General features: G+C 67.2%; 23 protein-coding genes. 11 read left to right on the top strand and 12 right to left on the bottom strand.

Going from position 1 to position 20,849, the window contains the following annotated elements; genetic code table 11:
• Positions 1-35 precede the first annotated feature (35 nt).
• The 4 genes from OH705_RS04945 (at position 36) to OH705_RS04930 (ending at position 3,148) form a co-directional block, all read left to right on the top strand.
• Positions 36-956, top strand: coding sequence for a LysR family transcriptional regulator (locus tag OH705_RS04945; RefSeq protein ID WP_102682842.1), 921 nt, complete (start codon positions 36-38; stop codon positions 954-956).
• A 34-nt stretch (positions 957-990) separates the two neighbouring features.
• On the top strand, positions 991-1,605 hold the full coding sequence (locus tag OH705_RS04940) for a LysE family translocator (RefSeq protein ID WP_267301205.1): 615 nt from the start codon (positions 991-993) through the stop codon (positions 1,603-1,605).
• A gap of 78 nt (positions 1,606-1,683) precedes the next feature.
• Entirely contained in the window at positions 1,684-2,514 is an 831-nt protein-coding gene (locus OH705_RS04935; protein WP_267301203.1) for an AraC family transcriptional regulator, read from the top strand.
• Between the two features lie 49 nt (positions 2,515-2,563).
• The gene (locus OH705_RS04930; protein ID WP_094011416.1) at positions 2,564-3,148 is read left to right on the top strand and encodes a LysE family translocator; all 585 of its coding nucleotides are present in this window, start codon (positions 2,564-2,566) and stop codon (positions 3,146-3,148) included.
• 7 nt (positions 3,149-3,155) lie between these two features.
• On the opposite strand, the gene OH705_RS04925 is transcribed toward OH705_RS04930, so the two are convergent.
• The gene (locus OH705_RS04925; RefSeq protein ID WP_267301201.1) at positions 3,156-4,049 is read right to left on the bottom strand and encodes an EamA family transporter; all 894 of its coding nucleotides are present in this window, start codon (positions 4,047-4,049) and stop codon (positions 3,156-3,158) included.
• Between the two features lie 260 nt (positions 4,050-4,309).
• On the opposite strand from OH705_RS04925, the gene OH705_RS04920 reads away from it, so the two are divergent.
• Together OH705_RS04920 and OH705_RS04915 are read left to right on the top strand one after the other, a co-directional pair.
• Positions 4,310-5,707: a purine-cytosine permease family protein gene (locus OH705_RS04920; protein WP_267301199.1), complete on the top strand. Its 1,398-nt coding sequence runs from the start codon at positions 4,310-4,312 to the stop codon at positions 5,705-5,707.
• A 131-nt stretch (positions 5,708-5,838) separates the two neighbouring features.
• On the top strand, positions 5,839-7,146 hold the full coding sequence (locus OH705_RS04915) for a phosphate ABC transporter substrate-binding/OmpA family protein (RefSeq protein WP_267301197.1): 1,308 nt from the start codon (positions 5,839-5,841) through the stop codon (positions 7,144-7,146).
• Positions 7,147-7,151: 5 nt separating this feature from the next.
• On the opposite strand, the gene OH705_RS04910 is transcribed toward OH705_RS04915, so the two are convergent.
• On the bottom strand, positions 7,152-8,486 hold the full coding sequence (locus OH705_RS04910; protein ID WP_023631984.1) for an ATP-binding protein: 1,335 nt from the start codon (positions 8,484-8,486) through the stop codon (positions 7,152-7,154).
• Complete coding sequence (locus tag OH705_RS04905) at positions 8,483-9,229, bottom strand: response regulator (RefSeq protein ID WP_052062214.1); 747 nt, start codon at positions 9,227-9,229, stop codon at positions 8,483-8,485. Before OH705_RS04905 ends, OH705_RS04910 begins: the two co-directional genes overlap by 4 nt.
• Positions 9,230-9,350: 121 nt before the next feature.
• Here OH705_RS04905 and OH705_RS04900 point away from each other — a divergent pair, with 121 nt between their 5' ends.
• Together OH705_RS04900 and OH705_RS04895 are read left to right on the top strand one after the other, a co-directional pair.
• On the top strand, positions 9,351-9,689 hold the full coding sequence (locus tag OH705_RS04900; protein WP_023632737.1) for a hypothetical protein: 339 nt from the start codon (positions 9,351-9,353) through the stop codon (positions 9,687-9,689).
• On the top strand, positions 9,686-10,345 hold the full coding sequence (locus OH705_RS04895; protein ID WP_023632738.1) for a DUF3313 domain-containing protein: 660 nt from the start codon (positions 9,686-9,688) through the stop codon (positions 10,343-10,345). Before OH705_RS04900 ends, OH705_RS04895 begins: the two co-directional genes overlap by 4 nt.
• A gap of 14 nt (positions 10,346-10,359) precedes the next feature.
• On the opposite strand, the gene OH705_RS04890 is transcribed toward OH705_RS04895, so the two are convergent.
• Positions 10,360-11,412 (bottom strand): NAD(P)-dependent alcohol dehydrogenase, encoded by a 1,053-nt coding sequence (locus OH705_RS04890; RefSeq protein WP_104445347.1) that lies wholly within the window; start codon positions 11,410-11,412, stop codon positions 10,360-10,362.
• A gap of 177 nt (positions 11,413-11,589) precedes the next feature.
• Between OH705_RS04890 and OH705_RS04885 the strand changes: the two genes are divergently transcribed.
• On the top strand, positions 11,590-12,495 hold the full coding sequence (locus OH705_RS04885) for an AraC family transcriptional regulator (protein WP_094011410.1): 906 nt from the start codon (positions 11,590-11,592) through the stop codon (positions 12,493-12,495).
• 25 nt (positions 12,496-12,520) lie between these two features.
• Here OH705_RS04885 and OH705_RS04880 read toward each other — a convergent pair whose 3' ends face one another.
• Positions 12,521-13,117 (bottom strand): TetR/AcrR family transcriptional regulator, encoded by a 597-nt coding sequence (locus OH705_RS04880; RefSeq protein ID WP_094011409.1) that lies wholly within the window; start codon positions 13,115-13,117, stop codon positions 12,521-12,523.
• Between the two features lie 93 nt (positions 13,118-13,210).
• Here OH705_RS04880 and OH705_RS04875 point away from each other — a divergent pair, with 93 nt between their 5' ends.
• Positions 13,211-13,825: an NAD(P)H-dependent oxidoreductase gene (locus OH705_RS04875; protein WP_267301192.1), complete on the top strand. Its 615-nt coding sequence runs from the start codon at positions 13,211-13,213 to the stop codon at positions 13,823-13,825.
• 49 nt (positions 13,826-13,874) lie between these two features.
• Here OH705_RS04875 and OH705_RS04870 read toward each other — a convergent pair whose 3' ends face one another.
• Complete coding sequence (locus tag OH705_RS04870; protein WP_023632516.1) at positions 13,875-14,192, bottom strand: I78 family peptidase inhibitor; 318 nt, start codon at positions 14,190-14,192, stop codon at positions 13,875-13,877.
• Positions 14,193-14,480: 288 nt separating this feature from the next.
• Between OH705_RS04870 and OH705_RS04865 the strand changes: the two genes are divergently transcribed.
• Positions 14,481-14,693, top strand: coding sequence for a hypothetical protein (locus OH705_RS04865; RefSeq protein WP_023632517.1), 213 nt, complete (start codon positions 14,481-14,483; stop codon positions 14,691-14,693).
• On the opposite strand, the gene OH705_RS04860 is transcribed toward OH705_RS04865, so the two are convergent.
• From OH705_RS04860 to OH705_RS04835, 6 genes are all read right to left on the bottom strand, one after another.
• The gene (locus OH705_RS04860) at positions 14,665-15,675 is read right to left on the bottom strand and encodes a nucleoside hydrolase (RefSeq protein WP_267301190.1); all 1,011 of its coding nucleotides are present in this window, start codon (positions 15,673-15,675) and stop codon (positions 14,665-14,667) included. The genes OH705_RS04865 and OH705_RS04860 overlap by 29 nt on opposite strands.
• A 155-nt stretch (positions 15,676-15,830) precedes the next feature.
• Positions 15,831-16,235: a D-ribose pyranase gene (gene rbsD / locus OH705_RS04855; protein WP_267301189.1), complete on the bottom strand. Its 405-nt coding sequence runs from the start codon at positions 16,233-16,235 to the stop codon at positions 15,831-15,833.
• On the bottom strand, positions 16,232-17,140 hold the full coding sequence (rbsK, locus tag OH705_RS04850; RefSeq protein ID WP_094011406.1) for a ribokinase: 909 nt from the start codon (positions 17,138-17,140) through the stop codon (positions 16,232-16,234). Before rbsK ends, rbsD begins: the two co-directional genes overlap by 4 nt.
• 9 nt (positions 17,141-17,149) lie before the next feature.
• Positions 17,150-18,175, bottom strand: coding sequence for a LacI family DNA-binding transcriptional regulator (locus tag OH705_RS04845; RefSeq protein WP_038706375.1), 1,026 nt, complete (start codon positions 18,173-18,175; stop codon positions 17,150-17,152).
• A 4-nt stretch (positions 18,176-18,179) separates the two neighbouring features.
• A complete protein-coding gene (locus OH705_RS04840; RefSeq protein ID WP_038706376.1) occupies positions 18,180-19,172 on the bottom strand; it encodes an ABC transporter permease in 993 nt (330 codons plus the stop codon).
• Entirely contained in the window at positions 19,169-20,722 is a 1,554-nt protein-coding gene (locus OH705_RS04835) for a sugar ABC transporter ATP-binding protein (protein WP_038707570.1), read from the bottom strand. The genes OH705_RS04840 and OH705_RS04835 overlap by 4 nt, the downstream gene beginning before the upstream one ends.
• Positions 20,723-20,849 lie beyond the last annotated feature (127 nt).

Below are 20,849 nucleotides of genomic sequence, written 5' to 3'. Positions count from 1 at the left end.
CACAATGCAGCAACACTTTCATCCCTGGAGTGAAAATGCTGCGCATCAACGACCTCGAACTGTTCGCCCGTGCCAGCGCCCTGGGCAGCTTCACCGCCGCGGCCCACGAGGCCGACCTGCTGCCCGGCCAGGTGGCCGCGGCGATCAAGCGCCTGGAGCGCGAGCTCGATGTGCGCCTGTTCGCCCGCACCACCCGCAGCCTGCGCCTGACCGCCGAAGGCGAGCTGTACCTGCCCACCGCCCAGCGCGTGATCGATGCCCTGCGCCAGGGCCGCGAGGACCTGCATGGCAGCCACAGCTGCCTGCGCGGCGTGTTGCAGGTGGCGGCGCCCTCGGACATGGGCCGCAACCTGCTGCGGCCCTGGCTCAGTGCATTTCGCCGCGAGCATCCGGGGTTGGGCCTGCGCTTCTTCCTCTCCGACCAGTTGGCCGACCTGTATCGCGATCCGGTGGATGTCGCCATCCGCTACGGCCAGAACGAGGACGCCAACTACATCGCCCTGCCCCTGGCGCCGTGGAACCGCCGGGTCCTGGCGGCCTCCCCGGACTACCTGGCGCGCCATGGCCGCCCGCTGACCCCCGAGGACCTGCAGCAACACGACTGCCTGCTATACCTGCAGCAAAGCCGGGTGTACGACAAATGGCGCCTGGGCAACCGCACCGTGCAGGTGCGCGGGCCGCTGTTCAGTGACGATGCCGACGTGGTGCGGCGCTGGGCGCTGGAAGGCGAAGGCATCGTCTACAAGTCGTGGCTGGATGTCAGCGCCGATGTCGCCGCCGGCGAGCTGGAGCTGCTGCTGCCCGAATACCCCGGCGAGCTGACCCCGGTGACCCTGGTGTGCCCGCACCGCAAGCAGCTCACCCCCGCCGTGGCCCAGTTGCACCTGTGGCTGCGCGAGCGTTTCGCCGCGCTGCGCCCGGACGACATGTTGCAGCCGTTGTCGCCGGGCGTATAGTGCATCCACCCCCGACCGCAAGGAGCTGTCATTCATGCCGAGCCTGGAATTTCTCGTCACCGCGCTGATCATCGTGCTGATCCCCGGCAGCGGGGTCATCCTCACCGTATCGAGCGCCCTGGTGGCCGGGCGACGCGCCTGCCTGTGGACCGCCACCGGCTGCACCCTGGGCATCGTCCCGCACTTGCTGGCCTCGGTGCTGGGGCTCTCGGCGCTGCTGCACACCAGCGCCCTGGCCTTCCAGGGCCTCAAGTTCGCCGGCGTCGCCTACCTGCTGTACCTGGCCTGCGCCACCTGGCGCGACCGTGCGGCCTTCGCCGTGGACGCGCACGCCACCCCCGCCGCCGCCAGCCAACTGGTGATCAAAGCCTGCCTGCTGAATATCCTCAACCCCAAGCTGACGCTTTTCTTCCTCGCCTTCCTGCCGCAGTTCATCGTCCCGCAGGCCGGCTCCGCGACCGTGCAGATGCTCAGCCTCAGCGCGGTGTTCATGGCCATGACCTTCGTCGTCTTCGTCCTCTATGGCCTGCTCGCCCACCTGTTCCGCCGCGCCGTGATCGACTCGCCGAAGGTGCAGGCCTGGTTGCGCCGCGGCTTCGCCGCCTCATTCGCCGGGCTTGGCCTCAACCTGGCACTAGCCCAGCGCTGAAGGCTGCACAATCGTTCTAAACACCTGGGCCGTTTGTGCGCTAAGGTCATCCATCGACCACCCACACGGCCCGCCTCCATGAGCAACTGGATCGATCTCAGACAGGACGCCGACACCGGCATCGAGTCGGTCCGCGCCCATTTTACCGGCCACGCCTACGACCCGCACTGGCACGACAGCTTCCTGGTCGGGGTGACCGAACAGGGCGTGCAGCAGTTCAACTGCCGCCGCGAACGCCATTGCAGCACGCCCGGCCAGGTGTTCGTGCTCGAGCCTGGCGACCTGCACGACGGCCATGCGCCAACCGTGGAAGGCTTCACCTATTCGACCCTGTACCTGGACGCCAACTGGCTGGAAACCGAACTGCGCGCCCTGTTCGAGCAGGCCCCCTCAGGCGCCCTGCCCAGCTTCGGCACCCTGCTGCACCAGGATCCGCGCCTGGCCGGCGCCACCGCCCGGGCCTTCGAGACGGTGCACTACAGCGTCCTGCGCATCGTCCGCCAGACCGCCCTGGACGATCTGCTGAGCTGCCTCACAGGCCACCTGCACTGGCGCAAACGCCTGGACCCAGATCCACGCCTGCCGCTGTGCGCCCAGGTCGCCCGCGACTATCTGCATGCGCACCTGGACCAGGACATCGGCCTGGCCGAGCTGGCACAGGTCTGCGGCGTCGACCGTTTCCGCCTGACCCGGGCGTTCAAGGCAGCCTTCGGCCTGGCGCCGCATGCCTACCTGATCCAGCTGCGCCTGGCCCGCGCGCGGCGGCTGCTGGCCCTGGGCGAAACGCCGGCCAGCGTCGCCACCGCCCTGGGCTTTGCCGACCAGAGCCACCTGGGCCGCTGGTTCCGCCGCGCCTACCGGCTGACCCCGGCGGACTACCGCAAGCGCTGCTCAAACCTTCCAGACTGAAGCCGCGCTGGCCGCGACCATGGTGCCTCGATCACACGGAGCCATGACCATGTCGCACTCGCTGTTGCCCTTCATCCTGTTTGCCCTGGCCGCCAGCATCAGCCCCGGGCCGACCAACCTGTTGATCCTCGCCCACGGTGCCCGGCGCGGTTTGCGCGCCAGCCTGGCACCGATCGTGGCGGCCTGCTGCGCGGCGGCGGCGGTGGTGTGGCTGGTGGGAATGGGGCTCGGCGCGTTGCTGCTGCGCTACCCCCTGGCGCAGTTGGCCATGAGCTGGGCCGGCGCCCTGTGGCTCAGCTGGCTGGCCTGGAAGATGCTGCGCAGCGCCTGCGCCCCCTTGCTGGCGGGCAACGACAGTGGCCTTGGCCCACTGAGCGCGGCGACCCTGCAGGTGGTCAACCCCAAGGTATGGGTGACGGCGGTGGCGATGGTCGGCCTGTTCGCCACCCCGGCACTGCCGATGGGCTGGCTGGCCCTGGTGTTCCTGCTGGTCGCCCTACCCAGCATGACCGCCTGGGCATTGATGGGCATCGGCAGCGCACGCTGGTTGCGCTCGTCGCGGGCCTTGCGCCTGTTCAACCAGGGTCTGGCGGGGTTGCTGCTGGTGTCGGCCTGGTCGGCCTTGCTGGTATGAGCGCCGCTCAGGTGCGCCCGGCGCTGGCGGTGCGCAGGCGCATCCCCAGTCGTGGCCCGAACACGTTGATCAACAGGCCCAGCATCACCAGCAGCGCCCCCCAGCCTTGCGCCTCGCTCAGGCGCTCGCCCAGCAGCAGTGCCGCGGAGCTCAGGCCCACCACCGGCACCAGCAGCGAGAACGGCGCCACCTTGCCCGCCGGGTGGCGCGACAACAGTTTGCTCCACAGGCTGTAGCCGACCATGGTGGCGACGAACGCCAGGTACGCCAGGGCCAGCACCGAACTCCAGCCGATGTTGGCCAGGGCATGGCCAATGCGCTCGGGGCCTTCCAGCCACCACGACAGTGCCAGGAACGGCAGCGGCGGAATCAGCCCGCCCCAGATCACCAGGGCGACCAGGTCCACCTGGCCGAAACGCCGGGTGATGATGTTGCCCATCCCCCACATGGCGCCGCCGCACAGGGTCAGCAGCAGCGCCACCAGCGGCACGTGGCCGCTGTCCTCGCTACCGATCACCGCCAGGCCCCCGGCGGCCACCAGCAGGCCGAGCACACTGGCCAGGCGCAGCCGCTCGCCGAGAAACATGGCCGCGAAGCCCAGGGTGAAGAACGCCTGGGACTGCAGCACCAGCGAGGCCAGCCCAGGCGGCATGCCACTGGCCATGGCCTGGAAGAGGAAGGCGAACTGGCCCAGGGAAATGGTCGCGCCATAGGCGATCAGCCAGCGCCACGGCAGGTTCGGGCGCTTGATCAGGAACACCGCCGGGAAGGCCACCAGCAGGAAACGCAGGGCTCCGAGCAGCATCGGCGGCAGGCCGTCGAGCCCCACCTTGATGATCACGAAGTTGACGCCCCAGGCGATGATCACCACCAGGGCGATCAGCAGGTCCTTGAGTGGCATTGCAGGCATTCCTTCTTCAGGCTTGTTATAGACATATTTGGTTACAGCATACGGGCATCACGCCGCCGCGGACCAGCACAGTTGCGTAGCAGCCTTGTGTAACAGTCGGCTGTGATGGCCGGAGAAAGCACGCGATCACCCTGTGCAAGCTTCACTTGACCAGACTTGTATATACATGATCATATCGGGCTTCGGCCATCCGCCCTGCGTCCCGCCGATAGCCGCCGCCTTTCACAAAAACAACGAAGCGGAGCCTCCCGATGTCCAGCAAACCCGTGATCGAGCGCCGCTCGATCGACTACATCCCCGAGTCTGAGCGCCATGGACGCGTCTACAGCCAATTCACCCTGTGGCTGGGAGCCAACCTGCAGATTACCGCGATCGTCACCGGCGCCCTGGCCGTGGTGCTGGGCGGCGACGTGTTCTGGTCGTTGATCGGCCTTTTGCTCGGGCAACTGGTCGGCGGCGCGGTGATGGCCCTGCATGCCGCCCAGGGTCCGCGCCTGGGGCTGCCGCAGATGATTTCCAGCCGTGTGCAGTTCGGCGTTTACGGCGCGGCCATCCCCATGGCCCTGGTGTGCCTGATGTACCTGGGCTTCACTGCTACCGGCACGGTACTGTCCGGCCAGGCCATCGGCCAGTTGCTGAGCATCAGCGACAGCGCCGGCATCCTCATCTTCGCCGGGGTGATCGTGCTGGCGACCCTGGCCGGCTACCGGGTGATCCACTGGATCGGCCGGGTGGCCAGCGTGCTGGGGATCATCGCCTTCGTCTACCTGTTCAGCCGCATCCTGATGCTGGCCGATATCGGCCAGTTGCTCGACAACCGCCACTTCAGCTGGGCCAGCTTCCTGCTCGCGGTGTCGCTGGCCGCCTCCTGGCAGATCGCCTTCGGCCCTTACGTGGCCGACTACTCGCGCTACCTGCCCAGCCACACCTCGCCACTCAAGACCTTCCTCGCCGCCGGCCTGGGCTCGGTGCTCGGCGCCCAGGCCTCGATGATCCTCGGCGTGTTCGCCGCGGCCATCGCCGGTGGCCAGTTCTCCGGCCGCGAGGTGGCCTATATCGTCGGCCTGGGCGGTGCCGGTACCACGGCGGCGCTGCTGTACTTCTGCATCGCATTCGGCAAGGTGACCATCTCGACCCTCAACAGCTACGGCAGCTTCATGTGCATCGCCACGATCATCAGCGGCTTTCGTGGCCACCTGCAGATCAGCCGCGTGCAGCGCCTGGTGTTCGTGCTCGGCATCGTCGGCGCGGCGACCCTGGTCGCGCTGCTCGGGCAGCACTCGTTCCTCAGCGCGTTCAAGTCGTTCATCCTGTTCCTGCTGACCTTCTTCGTGCCCTGGAGCGCGGTGAACCTGGTGGACTACTACTTCATCACCAAGGAACGCTATGACATCCCGGCACTGGCCGACCCGGATGGCCGCTACAGGCGCTGGAACTGGCCAGGCATCGGCGTGTACACCTTCGGCGTGCTGGTGCAGATGCCGTTCATCGACACCAAGCTGTACACCGGGCCCATGGTCGCGCAACTGGGCGGCGTGGACGTGTCGTGGCTGATCGGTTTGGTGGTACCCAGCGTGCTGTACTACTGCGTGGCGCGCCGTCGGGCGGCCGAGGCACCGGCGAGTATCATCGTGCCGCAGACCCATTGAGCTGAAAGCCCTCAAGCCTGGGAGCGGCGCAGCGCCGCTCCCAGGCTGCATCTGGCCAAAACAGCGCTGTCATCTTTCAGTCAGATCTCTGTCGTAATCTGCGGTGCAACTCGGTGCCACAGGTCTCCGGCATGCCTCGCCTGCTTCCCCTACTGCTGTGCCTGCTTGCGAGCCTGGCTTGCGCCGAGCCGGCGCAACTGCGTATCCAGGGCTCCAACACCATCGGCGCCGCGCTTGGCCCAGCCTTGGTGCGGGGCCTGTTGCAAGCGCAGGGCGCAAGCGCCATCGAGCGCCAGCCTGGTGTCTCCGCCAACGAGACCACGCTTCACGCTGTCGATCGCAACGGCTTGCCCTTGCACATCGACATCGCCGCCCACGGCACCAGCACCGGCTTCGCCGCGTTGGCCCGGGGCGAAGCGGACCTGGCCGCGGCCTCGCGACCGATCAGTGACAGCGAGCTGCAACAGTTGCAGGCCCTGGGCAACCTGCGCGGCGCGGGCTCGGAGCAGGTCATCGCCCTGGATGGCGTGGCGGTGATCACCCATCCGGACAACCCCCTCGCGCAACTGACCACCACGCAATTGGCGCAGGTGTTTTCCGGGCAGTTGCAGCGCTGGGAGCAGCTGGGCGTGCCCGGCGGGGCGATCCACCTGTATGCCCGCGACGACCGCTCCGGCACCTTCGAGACCTTCAATGCCCTGGTGCTTGCCCCGCACAACCAGGCGCTGGCCCCCCAGGCGCGTCGCTTCGAATCAGCCGATGCGCTGGCCGCCCAGGTCATGGCCGACCGCCAGGCCATCGGCTTCAGCGGCCTGGGCACGGTCCACCAGACCAAGGTGCTGGCGGTGGCCGAGGGTGACGCGCCTGCCCTGCTCCCCAGCCGCGCCTTGGTGGCCAGCGAAGACTACCCGCTGTCGCGTCGCCTGTTTTTCTACCTGCCCGCCCACGCCACGCCCCAGGCCAGGGCCCTGGCGGAGTTCGCCCAGAGCCCCGCCGGACAGGCGATCGTCGCCGACCAGGGGTTCGTCTCCCAGCAGATCAAGCCACAGCCGGTACCGGCCCAGGCCGACATGCCGCCGCGCTACCGGGCACTGGCCAGCGAAGCGCAACGCCTGAGCGTCAACTTCCGTTTCCAGGAAGGCAGCGCCAGCCTCGACAACAAGGCCCTGCGCGATGTGCAACGGGTCGGCGACTACCTGCGTCAGGCCGGCAAGCTGCAGGGCAAGGTGGTGCTGGTGGGCTTCGGCGACCCCAAGGAAACACCCGGCCGCGCCGCCCTGCTGTCGCGGCTGCGGGCCATGGCGGTACGTCGCGAATTGGCCCGGGCCGGGGTCCAGGCCAGAGACGTAACGGGCATGGGCGACGAGTTGCCGGTAGCCGACAACGATCTGCAGCAGGGGCGCCTGCGCAATCGCCGCGTCGAGGTGTGGGTGTACTGACCCGCTCAGCGCCCATCGGGCAGTTCGACCCGGGCCACCAGCCCGCCACCCACGCGATTGCGCAGGGTCAGCTCGCCGCCTTGCTCGCGCACGCTGGCACGGGCGGCCGAGAGCCCCAGGCCGACGCCGCCGGTGTCGCGGTTGCGCGATCCTTCCAGCCGGTAGAACGGATCGAACACCCGCTGCAAGGCCTCTTCGGGGATGCCCGGCCCGCGGTCGCTTACTTCGATGACGATGAGGTGCCCGGCATGGCTCAGGGTGATCTGCGGATCACGGGCATACTTCATGGCGTTTTCCAGCAGGTTGACGATCACCCGCTTGGTCGCCAGCGGACGGCCGTCATGCACCAAGTGCGCCGGGCCCTTGAAGGTGACGGCGAGCTGCTGGTCGCGGTAGTCGTCGACCAGGGTCTGCAACAGCTCCGACAGGTCGTAGGCCGTACGCTGCTCCAGCTGCGTGCCTTCGCGAAAGAACGCCAGGGCTTCGTTGATCATGCTCTGCATCTCTTCCACATCGCGGATCAGCTTGTGCTTGTGGTCCAGGTCTTCCATGAACTCGCTGCGCAGACGCATGCGTGTCAGCGGGGCGCGCAGGTCGTGGGAAATCGCCGCCAGCATGTGGGTACGCTCGCGAATGAAGTGCTGGATCTGCGCCTGCATGGTATTGAAGGCGATGATCGCCTGGCGGATCTCCTCGGGCCCTTCGATGTCGATGGGAGGGGCCTGCAGGTCGCCACCGAAACGTCGCGCCGCGCTGGCAAAACGCTGCAAGGGAGCGGCTAGCTGACGAGTGGCGAGCCAGGCCACCAACAAGGTCGCCACCAGCCCCAGGCCGATCACCACCGCCAGGCGCGCCGTTACGCTCAGGCCCCAACTGCGCTCCGGCGGCACGAACAACAACCAGCTGTCATCAGCCAGGGCGACCAGCGCAACATAGTGAGCCTCGGGGCTGCCCTTGGGCCAGTCGTCGGGGTTGTAGACCTCGATGACGCGTGCCGGCCCCAGCAACTGCCCCATCGCCGGTACCTGACCGGAGGTAAACTGGACGCCAGGACCGGGTAGGCCGAAATCGCTGCGCTGGGTGCTCCAGGTCACCTGCAGAGTCGGCGTGCTCGCCGCCAGGGCCAGTTTGCTGCGCAGCGCCGGCGGTGCGCGCTCGATCACCCGCGTGATGACGGCGATCTGTTCGAGCAGGCCGGTGCGGTCGATGGGCGGGCGCGCCCAGCTACCCGCCAGCTGGACGAACAAGGCATTGAGCGCCAACGAGGCCAGCAACGCGACGAAGATGGTCAGGGCGATCCGTTTACGCAAGGTATCGCGGCCCAGCAGGCGACGGATCACGAGCGGCTGACCTTGGCGGTGAACAGGTAGCCGCCATTGCGCACGGTGCGAATCAGATCCGGGCGCTTGCTGTCGGGCTCGATCTTGCGCCGCAGCCGGCTGACCTGCACATCGATGCTGCGGTCGTAGGCGTCATGGCCCTGGCCACGGGTCAGGTCGATCAACTGCTCGCGGGTAAGGATGCGCTGGGGATGTTCGAGGAACACCACCAGCAGGTCGAACTCCGCGCCGGACAGCGGGATCATCACCTGCTCGGGCGAACGCAGCTCGCGGCATGTGACGTCCAGGTGCCAACCGGCGAAACCGATCACCGGCCTGGCCGCCTCGCCGCGCGAAGCCTGCTCGCCGACACGGCGCTGCACGGCGCGCAGGCGGGCCAGCAGTTCACGCGGATCGAAAGGTTTGGTCAGGTAGTCGTCGGCGCCCAGTTCCAGGCCGATGATACGGTCGCTCAGCTCGGCCATGGCGGTGAGCATGATGACCGGCACTCCGACCTGCGCACGCAGCTTCTGGCACAGACTCAGACCGCCCTCGCCCGGCAGCATCAGGTCGAGGATAATCGCGTCCGGGCGCTGGCGCTCGATGGCCGCCCACATCGCCTGGCCTTCGGCGGCCAGGTCCACCTCATACCCCTGCTGGACGAAGAATTGCTTAAGCAGGGCGAGGATTTCCACATCGTCATCGACGATCAGCAGTCTGCTCACGGTGGTACAGGTCCGGATAAAAGGCGTATCTAAAACCATTGCGGCGCCCGGGTCATTTATTTCAATCGGGCAACATTTCGTCACCCCCGACACGATTCGGACATCACCTGGCAAACATTGCCCTGCACCCTGCGGGCCTTCCACTCGCCGAGGGCTCCCCATGAAGATAGCCGACAGCCGCAACAGCACCGACGTTCAAGAAGGTTCCGCCCCCCTGATCCTCAGCCAGCGCCACACCAGCCGCGGCCAGACGGGCTCACTGATCGTGCAGCAAGAGAGCCTGAGCCTGGCGGACAACCTGGGCTACATCATCCTGCGGCGCTACTTCGAGCATTACGATCCGGGCTGTGGCGAATGGGTCGAATACAGCCATACCGTGCCCATCCGTGAGCTGGTCCACTGGCTGATGGCGCATGGCAAGTTGCAGATCCAGGCTTCGCAGGACGCGCCCCCGCCCCAGGCTTGGCAGGCCGCCGCGCAAGAGGAGCGCCGCCCATGAGTCAGCGGCATCTGCTGACGGCCATGCTGACCAGCACGCTAAGCTTATCGGCTTGCAGCAGCCACAAGCCGGCCCCGGCCGGGTTTCTCAAGGACTACGCCCTGCTCACCCCGCACCAGGCGCCGTCTGGCGGTACCCTACTGAGCTGGGCCGACCCTAAATGGCCACGGGGGCGCTACATCGAGGTCTACCTGGCGCCCAGCCGCTTCTACCCGGCACCCGAACCGAGCCCGCGTATTCCCCAGGCTACCCTCGCCTCGATCACCGACTATTACGACGCGGTTCTGCGCGAGGAAATAGGCAAGGTGATGACGGTAGTGGATGCCCCTGGCCCGAACACGCTGGTGGTCAGGCCCGCCATTACCCGTATCAGCGCCGACGCGCAAAGCCTGCGCTACTACGAGTGGCTGCCGATCACCCTGGTCGCGGCTGGAGTAAGCAGTGCCGTGGGGATGCGCGACCGGGACAGCGAGATCGCCACCGAACTGTCGTTCGAAGCCGGCACCAGCGGGAGGGTGGTGGGCGAGGCGATGCTCGCAGGCACTGGCGTGCCGCTTGAGAACGACCGCCAGGTGATGACGGCCGACAACGTCAAGGCCGTGCTCGATGGTTGGGGCGTCGACCTGCGCCAGGCATATGCGGCGCCCCTCAGGTAACGAGCCGCGTCGACTCAGGCCTTCAGCGTGGCCATGTCGATGACGAAACGGTATTTCACATCACCCGCGATCATCCGCTCATAGGCCTGGTTGATGTTGCGGATGTCGAGCATCTCGATATCGCAGCTGATTCCGTGCTCGGCGCAGAAGTCGAGCACCTCCTGGGTTTCTGCGATGCCACCGATCAACGAGCCGGCCAGCACTCGGCGCTTCATCACCAGGTTGGCCGCATGCAACGGCGGCTCGACCGGCTCGATCAAGCCGACCAGGATATGCACGCCGTCGAACCTCAAGGTTTCGAGGTAGGGGTTGAGGTCGTGCTGGACCGGGATGGTGTCGAGCAGGAAGTCGAAGCGGCCGGCCGCGGCGAGCATCTGTTCGGCGTCGGTGGAAACGATCACTTCATCTGCCCCCTGGCGCCGGGCCTCCTCGGCCTTGGCCGCCGAACGGGTGAACAGCGTGACATGCGCCCCCAGGGCCTTGGCTAACTTGATGCCCATGTGGCCCAGCCCGCCCATGCCCAGCACGCCGACTTTGTGCTCCGGGCCAACGCCATGGTGCTTGAGCGGCGAGTAGGTGGTGATGCCGGCGCAGAGGATCGGCGCCGCGCTGGCCAGGTCGAGGCCTTGGGGAATGCGCAGGACGAAATCCTCGCTGACCACGATGCTGCTCGAGTAGCCGCCCATGGTATTGCTGCCATCGACCCGGTCGGGGGTGGCGTAGGTCATGGTCGGACCTTCCAGGCAGTATTGCTCGACGCCCTGTTGGCAGGCTTCGCAGTGACGGCAGGCATCGACCATGCAGCCGACCCCGACCAGATCGCCCACCTGGTAGCGGCTGACCTGCGCGCCAACCGCGGTGACCCGACCGACGATCTCGTGGCCCGGCATCAGCGGATAGACGGCGATGCCCCACTCGTTGCGGGCCTGATGGATATCGGAGTGACACACGCCACAGTAGAGGATCTCGATGGCGACATCGTCGGCCCGCGGGCTGCGACGCTGGAAGCTCATGGGGGCCAGGGGGCTGGTGGGGGACTGGGCGGCGTAGCCGATGGCGGTGTACATGCGGACCTCTCTCAGGTGAAACGGTTCAGGCGGCGCATTTTGCGCAGCCTGGCCTGCCCCGGCCACGGCCGATTCTCCGGCATGCATGCCTGATTCTCCGGACCTGCCCGCTCCCCTCTGGCGCCAGCCAGCTAATCTGCGAAGATGACTTTGTCCGATTCTCTGCCCGGTTTCGCCATGCACCTGACTTGCCACGTGGATGCCAATGCCACGCTCTGCTCACTGATCCGCAGCCTCGCCACGCGCCCCGGGTTCGTGCCCACCGCCCTGCCCCAGGTCCAGGTCCTGACCTGGGACCACTACGTGGCCAGCAGCCCGCAGATCTACGAACCCAGCCTGATCATCGTCGCCCAGGGCAGCAAGCTGGCGCGCCTGGGCCCGCGCACCCTGGAGTACGGCGCCGGGCATTATCTGGTGCAGGCGCTGTCGGTGCCCTTCCTCTGCGAAACCTTCGCCACACCCCAGGCGCCACTGCTGGGCGTGGCGGTGGACATCGATCGCGCCATGCTCGGCGAGCTGGTGCAAGCGATGAACCTGGGGCCGGATGCCGCGGTTCAGGTACAGACCCCGCAGTCTATGACCTCGGCGGCGTTGGACACGGCCATGCGCGAGAGTGTCGAGCGCCTGCTGCGGTGCCTGCAGGACCCGCTGGACGCCAGGGTGCTGGGGCCGGCGCGAGTGCGCGAGGTGCTCTACACCGCGCTGCGCGGCCCCCAGGCCGGGGTGCTGCGGGCACTGGTCGAACAACAGGGACATTTTGCCCGGATCGCCTCGGCCCTGGCATACCTGCGCGAGCACTACGCCGAGCCGCTGGGGGTGGATGAGCTGGCCGGCCGGGCGAACATGAGCGTGTCGACCTTCCATGAGCATTTCAAGCGCTGCACCGACCTCGCGCCGATGCAGTACCTCAAGCGCCTGCGCCTGCTCAAGGCGCAACAGATGCTGATCGGCGAAGGGCTAGGCGTGGCCCAGGTTGCGCATCGCGTCGGCTACCAGAGCACCTCGCAGTTCAGCCGCGAGTACAAGCGCCAGTTCGCCCGCAGCCCAGGCGAGGAACAGACGTACCAGAGCCTGCCGGCTTGACTGCTGGCCTGCGCCGCGCCGGCAGCTACTGACGCAGGACCATCGCCACGATGGTTGCCTGCAATTCGCGCTTGGCGGCCTCGCCGGCCAATTCGCCGGCCGCCGCCGCCAGGGACAGCGCCTCCGCTGCCCCCACCAGCACCCACAGGCCGGCCACGCCGATATCGCCGGTCGGCGCGAACGGCGCCAAGGCTTCCCGGCATTTGTCCATGAAAGGCCCTTCATAGCCGCGCTTGAGCGCCTCGAGCTCCGGCGAGCCGGCCAATGCCGCACTGACACCGGGGATCTCGCGCCCTTGGGTCGCCACGCAATCCACATAGGCCTCGGCGATTACCCAGGCCCGCCCCGGCAGGTCCGCCGGACAACCGGCCAGAGCCGTGTCGAGCATCGCCGTCTGGCGTGCGTCGTACTCCTGGTACAGCGCCAACAGCAATCCGTTGCGGGTTTCGAAGTGGTCATACACCACCGGCTTGGTCACCCCGGCCTGCTCGGCCAAACGCCCCAGGCTCAGGGCATCGGTGCCTTCTTCGCGCACCAGCTGCCAGGCCACATCCAGCAGCTGCCGGCGACGCTCCTCGCGGGACAGGCGTTTGCGCGGCGCGGTCTTTTCCTCGCTTGACATCGATTACCTACCAAAAGTAACTTACTAAGCGCAACTTACTGGGAGTATATAACGCTCCCGAAGCCCCCGCATCCTGATTCTGGAGATTCTGCCATGCATGCCCTGATCGTCATCGGTCACCACGACACCGACTCCCTCACCCATGCCCTTGCCCAACAGGTTGCCGAAGGGTTGCGCGCGGCCGGTCACACCAGCGAGTTCGCCGACCTGGCCCGTGAAGGTTTCGACCCCCGTTTCAGCCTCGCCGACCACGCCGTGCACCGCCGCCTGGGGCCGCCGCCGGCCGATGTGCTGGCCGAGCAGGCGCGCATCGAACGCGCCGACACCCTGGTGCTGGTCTATCCCATCTACTGGTGGTCGCTACCGGCCCTGCTCAAGGGCTGGGTCGAGCGTGTGTTCAGCAATGGCTGGGCCTTCTACCAGGCCGCAGACGGTAGTACCACGAAGCGCCTGCACGGTTTGACCGCGCACCTGATCGGCGTTGCCGGGGCCGATGCCGGCACCTTCGAGCGCCACGGCTACGGCGAGGCCATGCGCGTGCAGATCGAGCACGGCATCTTCGATTACTGCGGCGCTCAAGTATTGAGTTCGACGTTGCTGGACGACAGCGAAGGACAGGATCCGGCACGGCATCTGCGAGCCGCGCGCACTTTGGGAGAAGGGTTGTTCACTCGCGAGGAACGGCGCGAACCGGCAAGCGTGGAATAAGCGTGGGAAGGCGCGGGCCGGCCCGCGCCAGGTGACAGCGTGCGGGCAATCAGCCGCAGTTGACGCGGGTCACCACACCCTTGTCATCGACATTCAGGTTCAATCGCTCGGAGCGGTATTCCAGGGTGATCACATCGTGCGGCTTGAGGATGCGTGCCATCTGCGAGCCGCTGGCCTTGCGCGCCTGCTCCAACAGCTCGGCGCTGGCCGGCTTGCCGACGGTGAAATCGGCGCCACTGGCTTCGCAGCGGCCGTCATTGCCGGCCGGGGCGGCAGGGGCACTGGCGCCCGAAGAGCCACCGGTGCTGCAACCTGCCAGGACGGTAGCCACCAGCAGGGTCGCCAGGGTAGCGCGGGTACGGAACATGAATCCTCCTAAATCGATCCGGGAACTGCCTTATGCGACAGTTCTTCTAACTGTTTGTTGCAAAACCGCAAGATTCTGCCTGACGCAGCCAGTGGATGCGAAACGCAATCGTCACCGGATTTTGCACCGAACCGCAGGTTCGACCAAACGCATGGCTTATGCCTAAGTCGCAGATCCTCTTGCGCCAAGGCATGATTTACTGCAAGAAGTGGCGCAGGAAACACCTCCACTTCGAACGCCAGGACGCGGTATTCGACCTATCATCCAGGCCCAAGCGAGAACCGCCCCATGAGCAGCCACAGCATCGACGCCGATATCAAGGTCAAGTGGGACGAAGGTCAGAGTGCCTACAGCCCGGGAACCCCCGAAGAGCTATTGCTGATCGCCATCGACCTGCTGGTACGCGACCGAGGCAGCGAGGCGGCGCGTAGCTTCATCGACCAGGTGTTCGAGCGCTACGCGCACCACGACACTATTTCAATCGGGCCAGGCGGGCGCTGAGCAGGTCGAAGAAGCCCTGCGCGTCACCCTCTTCGATCCACATCACATTGGCCGGCTGCTTGAGCACGCCGTACCAGTCGGCAATGGTCTGGCCGAAGGTCGGGCCTTCGCGGCTGTCGACCACCATGTGCACCTGGCGACCCTTGAACAGCTCGGGCTTGAGCAGGTAGGCGATGACGCTGGCGTCGTGCACCGGGCCGCCGGGCATGCCGTAGTTGTCCATGTCGAACTTGATGTAGGCGTTGAGGATGTCCACCACCAGCTTGCTGGCATTGTTGTTGACCGCGGCGAGCTGCTTGAGGCGCGCGTCACTGGTGAGCACCTTGTGGGTGACGTCCAGCGGCAGGTAGGTGAGTTTCACGCCACTGGCCAGCACCACCTCGGCGGCGTGCGGATCGGAAAACAGGTTGAATTCCGCCGCCGGCGTGATGTTGCCGCCGTTGAAGTGGGCGCCGCCCATCACCACCACTTCCTTGATGCCGTTGACGATCTCCGGCTTCTGGATCAATGCCAGGGCCAGGTTGGTCTGTGGGCCGAGCATGGCGACGGTGATGCTGTGAGGCTCGGCGGCGCTCAGGGTGTCGATCAGGTACTGCACGGCGTTGCCCTGGGCCAGCGGCTTTTTCGGCTCGTGGACCTGGACGCCGGTCAGGCCTTCCTCGCCGTGCACGTTGGCGGCGTAGATCGGCGTGCGCACCATCGGCCGCCCTGCCCCGGCGTACACCGGGATCTCTTCGCGGCCAGCCCACTCACGGGCCAGGCGAGCGTTGCGAGAGGTCTTCTCCAGGCGCACGTTGCCGGCCACGGTGGTGATGGCGCGGATCTTCAGTTCCTCGGGCGAGGCCATGGCCAGCAGCAGGGCGACGACGTCGTCGGCGCCGGGGTCGGTGTCGATGATCAGGTCGCGGGGCGCGGCCATGAGGGAAGTCGCGGCCAGCGCGGACATGAGGACGGCTCCTTGGAGCAGGTTCTTGAGGGACATTCAGCACTCCTTGTTGCTAGGGGGATGGATTCACAAGGGGCCGCTTCGCGGCCCTTTCGCCGGCAAGCCGGCTCCCACAGCGGCAGCCCGAGGTTGCGCCCGACCTGTGGGAGCCGGCTTGCCGGCGATCGAGGGTGCAAGCCCTCGCATTCGGTCTAGAAAGTGACGCCAGCCACCAGGGCAATATTGCAGTAGGGCTTGCACTCCCCGGTGCGCACCACGGCCCGGGCCTGGCGACACAGGGTCTTGAAGTCGGCATGGCTCAGCGCCTGGCGCTGGCCCAGCTCACCGTCCGCGTGCAAACGTTCGACCTCGGCCAACCCGGGCGGCAGGGCCTGGAACACTTCATCGGCCAGCACATGCCGTTCGACCTGCATCTCGCTCAGTACCACGCGCAACACGCTGGCAAAATCCGGGATACCCGGCGTCAGCGCCAGGTCGATCAGCTCGACGCCTGGCGGCACCGGCAGGCCGGCGTCGCCGATCACCAGGATGTCGCCATGGCCAAGCCCGGCAATGGTTCGCGACAGGGCGATGTTCAACAGCGGCGTCTTCTTCATGGCGCCAGCTCCTTCAACAGGGGAATGGACGGCTGCGCGCCGACCCGGGTCACCGACAATGCGGCGGCGCGCTGGCCGAAGCTGATCGCCTCGTCTTCCGACAAGCCCCGCGCCAGGCCAGCGGCAAAGCCGCCGACAAAGGTGTCACCGGCCGCCGTGGTGTCCACCGGCTGCACCCGTGGGGCCGGGAAGTGCCGGCTGCCGCTGGCGTCGACCAGCAAGGCACCATCGCCGCCAAGGGTGACGATCACCTTCCCCGCCCCCAGCTGGCGTAGCCGCTCGGCCGCGCGACGGGCACTTTCCTGGTCGTTGACCCGCACCCCGGCCAGGGCCTCGGCTTCGCTCTCGTTGGGGATCAGGTAATCGATGTAGGCATACCACTCCGCTGGCAACGGCCCGCTGGCCGGCGCCGGGTTGAGGATCACCGTGCGGCCCAGCTCGCGGCCGCGGGCCAGGGTCCAGGCCACGGTGGTGCTCGGCACCTCCAGCTGGCAGATGATCACTTCGGCGCGCTGCAGCAGTGCATCGAAACGGCTCACCGACTCGGGGCTGAGCAGGCCGTTGCCACCGGGGATCACGACAATGGCGTTCTGGCTGGCGGCATCCACCACGATCAGCGCCACGCCGCTGGACACACCCGGGCACACGCTCACACCCTGGCAATCGATGCCCTCGGTGAGCAGCGCCTGGCGCAGTTGCTGACCGTAGGCGTCGTCGCCGACGTTGCCGACCATCGCCACGCTGGCGCCCAGCCGGGCCACGGCCACCGCCTGGTTGGCGCCCTTGCCGCCGGGCGCGGTGAAGAAACTGTCGCCGGTCAGGGTCTCGCCTGCCCGGGGCAGGCGCTGGGCGCGGGCCACCAGGTCCATGTTGAGGCTGCCGACCACTACCACCTTGGCATCCATGGGCATTCCTTAACGGTAATCGTTGAACAGGTCCGGGCGTGGCCCGGTGGATTCGCGCAGCACGATGCGCGGGGCGACGATGCGCTGTTCGGCAGCGCCGTCGCGGCGCGGCGTGACGATGCGCGACAGCAACAGCCCGGCGGCGCTCTCGCCCAGCTCGCGGATCGACTGGCCGACCGTGGTCAGCGCCGGGTACACGTAGCGGCTCAGTTCGATGTCGTCGAAACCGATCACCGACAGCTCGCCGGGCACGTCGATATTGCGTTCGGCGGCGGCACGCAGCACGCCGAAACCGATCATGTCGTTGCCGGCGAAGATCGCCGTGGGCCGCTCGCCATCGAGCAGGCGCGCCGCGGCGGCATGCCCGCCGAGGCTGGTGAAGTCGCTGTGCAGCACATGGCCCGGGGCAACGCGCACGCCGCCCTCGGCCATCGCTCGGCGGAACCCGGCCAGGCGCAGCTGGCTGACCCCGGTGTCCACCGGGCCGCCGATGGTGGCGATCTCGCGGTGCCCGAGCTCGAGCAGGTGGCGGGTGGCCAGGTAGGCGCCCTGCTCGTGGTCTATGCGCACCAGGTCGGCCTCGACGCCTTCCAGCGCGCGGTCGACGATGACCATCGGCGTACGCACGCCGCTGAGGCTGTCGAGCAGGTCCTGGTCCTCGCCCACCGAGGCGACGATCAGGCCGTCGATGCGCTTTTCCAGCAGCACGCGCAGGTAGCTGCGCTGCTTCTGCGGGTTGTCATCGGAGTTGCACAGGATCACGCAGTAGCCGTTGCGCTCGCAGGCGTCCTCGATACCCCGGGCCAGCTCGGCGAAATACGGGTTGACGCTGTTGGGCACCAGCAGGCCGATGGTGGCGGTGCTGCGTGCCTTCAGCGAACGGGCCACGGCGCTGGGCACGTAGTCGAGCTCGGCAATCGCCGCCTCGACCTTCAGCCTCACCTGCTCGCTTACCGGGCGGGTCTTGTTCAGTACATGGGACACGGTGGTGTAGGAAATACCAGCAAGTGCCGCGACGTCTTTGATGGTTGCCATGGTTTCAGTTCCGCCGGTTCGCACGCCGGCTGCGATAAGTGTCGAGTACCACGGCGATGACGATGACCGCCCCGGTGATGATACGTTTGGTCGGCTCAGAGGCGCCGATCTGGGCCAGGCCGGCGGCCAGCACCGAAATGATCAGCACGCCGAAGAAGGTGCTGATGACCGAGCCGCGCCCGCCCATCAGGCTGGTGCCGCCGATCACCACGGCAGCGATCACCTGCAGCTCCATGCCCGAGCCGGCATTGGGGTCGGCGGCCTCCAGGCGCGAGATCTGGAACAGCGCGGCAAGACCGGCGAGCACGCCCATCAGGGCGAACACCAGGATCTTGTAGGGGCGCGGGTCGATACCGGCCAGGCGCACGGCCTCTTCGTTGGTGCCGATACCGATCAGGTAGCGGCCGAACACAGTACGGGTCAGCACCAGTTGGGCCAGCACGATCACCAGCAAGGCGATGATGAAGGCCGGGGAAATGCCGAAGGCGATCGGGTTGGAGAACCAGGCGAAGGCATCGCCGATATACGCGGTACGCGAATCGGTGAACTGGTACGCCAGGCCACGGGCCATTTCCAGCACGCCCAGCGAGACGATGAACGAAGGGATGCGCCAGGCCACGGTGATGCTGCCGGTGACGGTGCCGGCCAAGGCCGCCACGGCCATGCCGAGCAAGGCGGCGGGCAGCACGCCCCAGCCCCAGCCGAGGATCGCCACGCTGACGGCCGAGGCCGCCAGGGCCAGTACCGAGCCGACCGACAGGTCGATGCCGCCGATGATCAGCACGAAGGTCATGCCCACCGCCAGCACCATCAGGTCGGGGATCTGGTTGGCCAGGGTGCTGAAGGTGGCATAGGACAGGAAGTGGCTGCTCAGCAACGAGAACAGCACGATCATCGCCAGCAAGGCGCCGGCCAGGCCGAGGTAGGTGCCCAGGCCGAAATAGGTGCCGCTGCGGCGCACTGGCGCGGCGTCCGAGGTGTTTGTTGTGGTTTTCATGCGTCCATCCTGGGAGCTGCGTCGTGCAGCAGGGCATCACGTTTCTGGTAGCCGGCGAAGGCGGCGGCAAGCAGTTGGTCCTGGGTCCAATGATCGCGCTCGAAGGTGTCGATCAGGCGGCCGGCGCTGAGCACGGCGATACGGTCGCAGATCAGCATCAGCTCGCGCAGGTCGCTGGACACCACCACCAGGGCCTTACCTTGGCGGGCGAGCTCGGCGAGCAGGCCGTAGATGTCGAACTTGGCACCGACGTCGATGCCGCGGGTCGGCTCGTCGAACAACAGTACCTGGCAGTCGCGCTCCAGCCAGCGGCCGATCACCACCTTCTGCTGGTTGCCGCCGGACAGCTCGCCCACGGCCTGGGCGGGGCTGGCGCTGCGGATGCGCATGGCGCCGATCTGACGCTCGGCCAGCTCACGCTCGGCGTCGGCGTCGAGCACGCCGGCACGGGACACAGCGCCGAGGTTGCCCAGGGCAATATTGGCGCTGATCGACTGGCTCAGCAGCAGGCCTTCGCCCTTGCGGTCCTCGGTAATCAGCGCAATGCCAGCCTTGACCGCCGCCTTGGGCGAATCGATGGTCACCGGTACCGGCGGCTGGCCGAGGGCGACCTGGCCGCTGTCGGCGCGGTCGGCGCCGTAGATCAGGCGCAGCAGCTCGGTGCGCCCGGCACCGATCAGGCCTGAGATACCGAAGATCTCCCCTGCCCTGACCTCGAGCGACACCTCGCGGACCTTGTCGCCCCGGCTGAGCCTGTCGACCTTGAGCAGTGGCGCACCGATCGTGCGCTGGCCCAGGTCGATATGCTCGCCCAGCTCGCGGCCGACCATCAGGTTGACCAGTTGCTCGCTGTTGTAGCGCTGGATCGGCTCGGCGCACACCAGCTTGCCGTCGCGCAGCACGGCGATGCGCTGGGCCACCTGCTGCAGTTCTTCGAGGCGGTGGGAGATATACACGATGGCCACGCCGCGCTGGCGCAGGCGCTCGATCTGGGTGAACAGCAGCTCCACCTCGCGGGCGGTGAGCATGGCCGTGGGTTCGTCGAAGATCAGTACATGGCAGTCGCCGATCAGGTTGCGGGCGATCTCGACCATCTGCTGGTGGCCGATGCCCAGCTCGCCGACGGGGGTGTCCGGGTCGATGGCATCCAGGCCGACCTGGGCCATGGCTGCGGTGGCCAGCTGGCGCAGGCGCTTCTGGCTGATCCAGCCGAGGCGGCTGGGCAGGTTGTCGAGGAACAGGTTCTCGGCCACGGTCAGCGTCGGCAGCAGGTTGAGTTCCTGCATCACCATGCGCACGCCGAGACGCTCGGCCTCGGCGCGGCTGCCGGGGGCGTAGGGCTGGCCGCGATAGAGCATCTGCCCGGTGGTGGGGATCTCCAGGCCGCTGATCAGCTTGGACAGGGTCGACTTGCCCGCGCCGTTCTCGCCGGTCAGGGCCAGCACCTCGCCGCCGCGCAGCTCGAGGGTGACATCGCCGAGTACGGGCTGGGCGTAGGTCTTGCCCAGGCCGCTGACGGCTAGCACGGTTTCATTGGCCGGTACTGACATGGCCATTTTCTCCTAGGACGAAGCATGACACGTTTAGAAGGCGGGCTTTCGTGGGAGCGGGCTTGCCCCGCGAGGCGCCAGGGCAGGCTGTACCTTGCGACACCATCGCGGGGCAAGCCCGCTGCCA

This window comes from Pseudomonas sp. BJa3 (assembly GCF_026343815.1).
GTDB classification, from domain to species: domain Bacteria; phylum Pseudomonadota; class Gammaproteobacteria; order Pseudomonadales; family Pseudomonadaceae; genus Aquipseudomonas; species Aquipseudomonas soli.
Note: the sequence above shows the minus strand (reverse complement) of the source record. Positions and strands in the feature narration are given on the sequence as shown.

Bases quoted from the DNA above. Each gene is read 5' to 3' on its own strand.
- OH705_RS04945 (WP_102682842.1), top strand. From the start codon at position 36: ATGCTGCGCATCAACGACCTCGAACTGTTCGCCCGTGCCAGCGCCCTG.
- OH705_RS04940 (WP_267301205.1), top strand. From the start codon at position 991: ATGCCGAGCCTGGAATTTCTCGTCACCGCGCTGATCATCGTGCTGATC.
- OH705_RS04935 (WP_267301203.1), top strand. From the start codon at position 1,684: ATGAGCAACTGGATCGATCTCAGACAGGACGCCGACACCGGCATCGAG.
- OH705_RS04930 (WP_094011416.1), top strand. From the start codon at position 2,564: ATGTCGCACTCGCTGTTGCCCTTCATCCTGTTTGCCCTGGCCGCCAGC.
- OH705_RS04925 (WP_267301201.1), bottom strand. From the start codon at position 4,049: ATGCCACTCAAGGACCTGCTGATCGCCCTGGTGGTGATCATCGCCTGG.
- OH705_RS04920 (WP_267301199.1), top strand. From the start codon at position 4,310: ATGTCCAGCAAACCCGTGATCGAGCGCCGCTCGATCGACTACATCCCC.
- OH705_RS04915 (WP_267301197.1), top strand. From the start codon at position 5,839: ATGCCTCGCCTGCTTCCCCTACTGCTGTGCCTGCTTGCGAGCCTGGCT.
- OH705_RS04905 (WP_052062214.1), bottom strand. From the start codon at position 9,229: ATGGTTTTAGATACGCCTTTTATCCGGACCTGTACCACCGTGAGCAGA.
- OH705_RS04900 (WP_023632737.1), top strand. From the start codon at position 9,351: ATGAAGATAGCCGACAGCCGCAACAGCACCGACGTTCAAGAAGGTTCC.
- OH705_RS04895 (WP_023632738.1), top strand. From the start codon at position 9,686: ATGAGTCAGCGGCATCTGCTGACGGCCATGCTGACCAGCACGCTAAGC.
- OH705_RS04890 (WP_104445347.1), bottom strand. From the start codon at position 11,412: ATGTACACCGCCATCGGCTACGCCGCCCAGTCCCCCACCAGCCCCCTG.
- OH705_RS04885 (WP_094011410.1), top strand. From the start codon at position 11,590: ATGCACCTGACTTGCCACGTGGATGCCAATGCCACGCTCTGCTCACTG.
- OH705_RS04880 (WP_094011409.1), bottom strand. From the start codon at position 13,117: ATGTCAAGCGAGGAAAAGACCGCGCCGCGCAAACGCCTGTCCCGCGAG.
- OH705_RS04875 (WP_267301192.1), top strand. From the start codon at position 13,211: ATGCATGCCCTGATCGTCATCGGTCACCACGACACCGACTCCCTCACC.
- OH705_RS04870 (WP_023632516.1), bottom strand. From the start codon at position 14,192: ATGTTCCGTACCCGCGCTACCCTGGCGACCCTGCTGGTGGCTACCGTC.
- OH705_RS04865 (WP_023632517.1), top strand. From the start codon at position 14,481: ATGAGCAGCCACAGCATCGACGCCGATATCAAGGTCAAGTGGGACGAA.
- OH705_RS04860 (WP_267301190.1), bottom strand. From the start codon at position 15,675: ATGTCCCTCAAGAACCTGCTCCAAGGAGCCGTCCTCATGTCCGCGCTG.
- rbsD (WP_267301189.1), bottom strand. From the start codon at position 16,235: ATGAAGAAGACGCCGCTGTTGAACATCGCCCTGTCGCGAACCATTGCC.
- rbsK (WP_094011406.1), bottom strand. From the start codon at position 17,140: ATGGATGCCAAGGTGGTAGTGGTCGGCAGCCTCAACATGGACCTGGTG.
- OH705_RS04845 (WP_038706375.1), bottom strand. From the start codon at position 18,175: ATGGCAACCATCAAAGACGTCGCGGCACTTGCTGGTATTTCCTACACC.
- OH705_RS04840 (WP_038706376.1), bottom strand. From the start codon at position 19,172: ATGAAAACCACAACAAACACCTCGGACGCCGCGCCAGTGCGCCGCAGC.
- OH705_RS04835 (WP_038707570.1), bottom strand. From the start codon at position 20,722: ATGTCAGTACCGGCCAATGAAACCGTGCTAGCCGTCAGCGGCCTGGGC.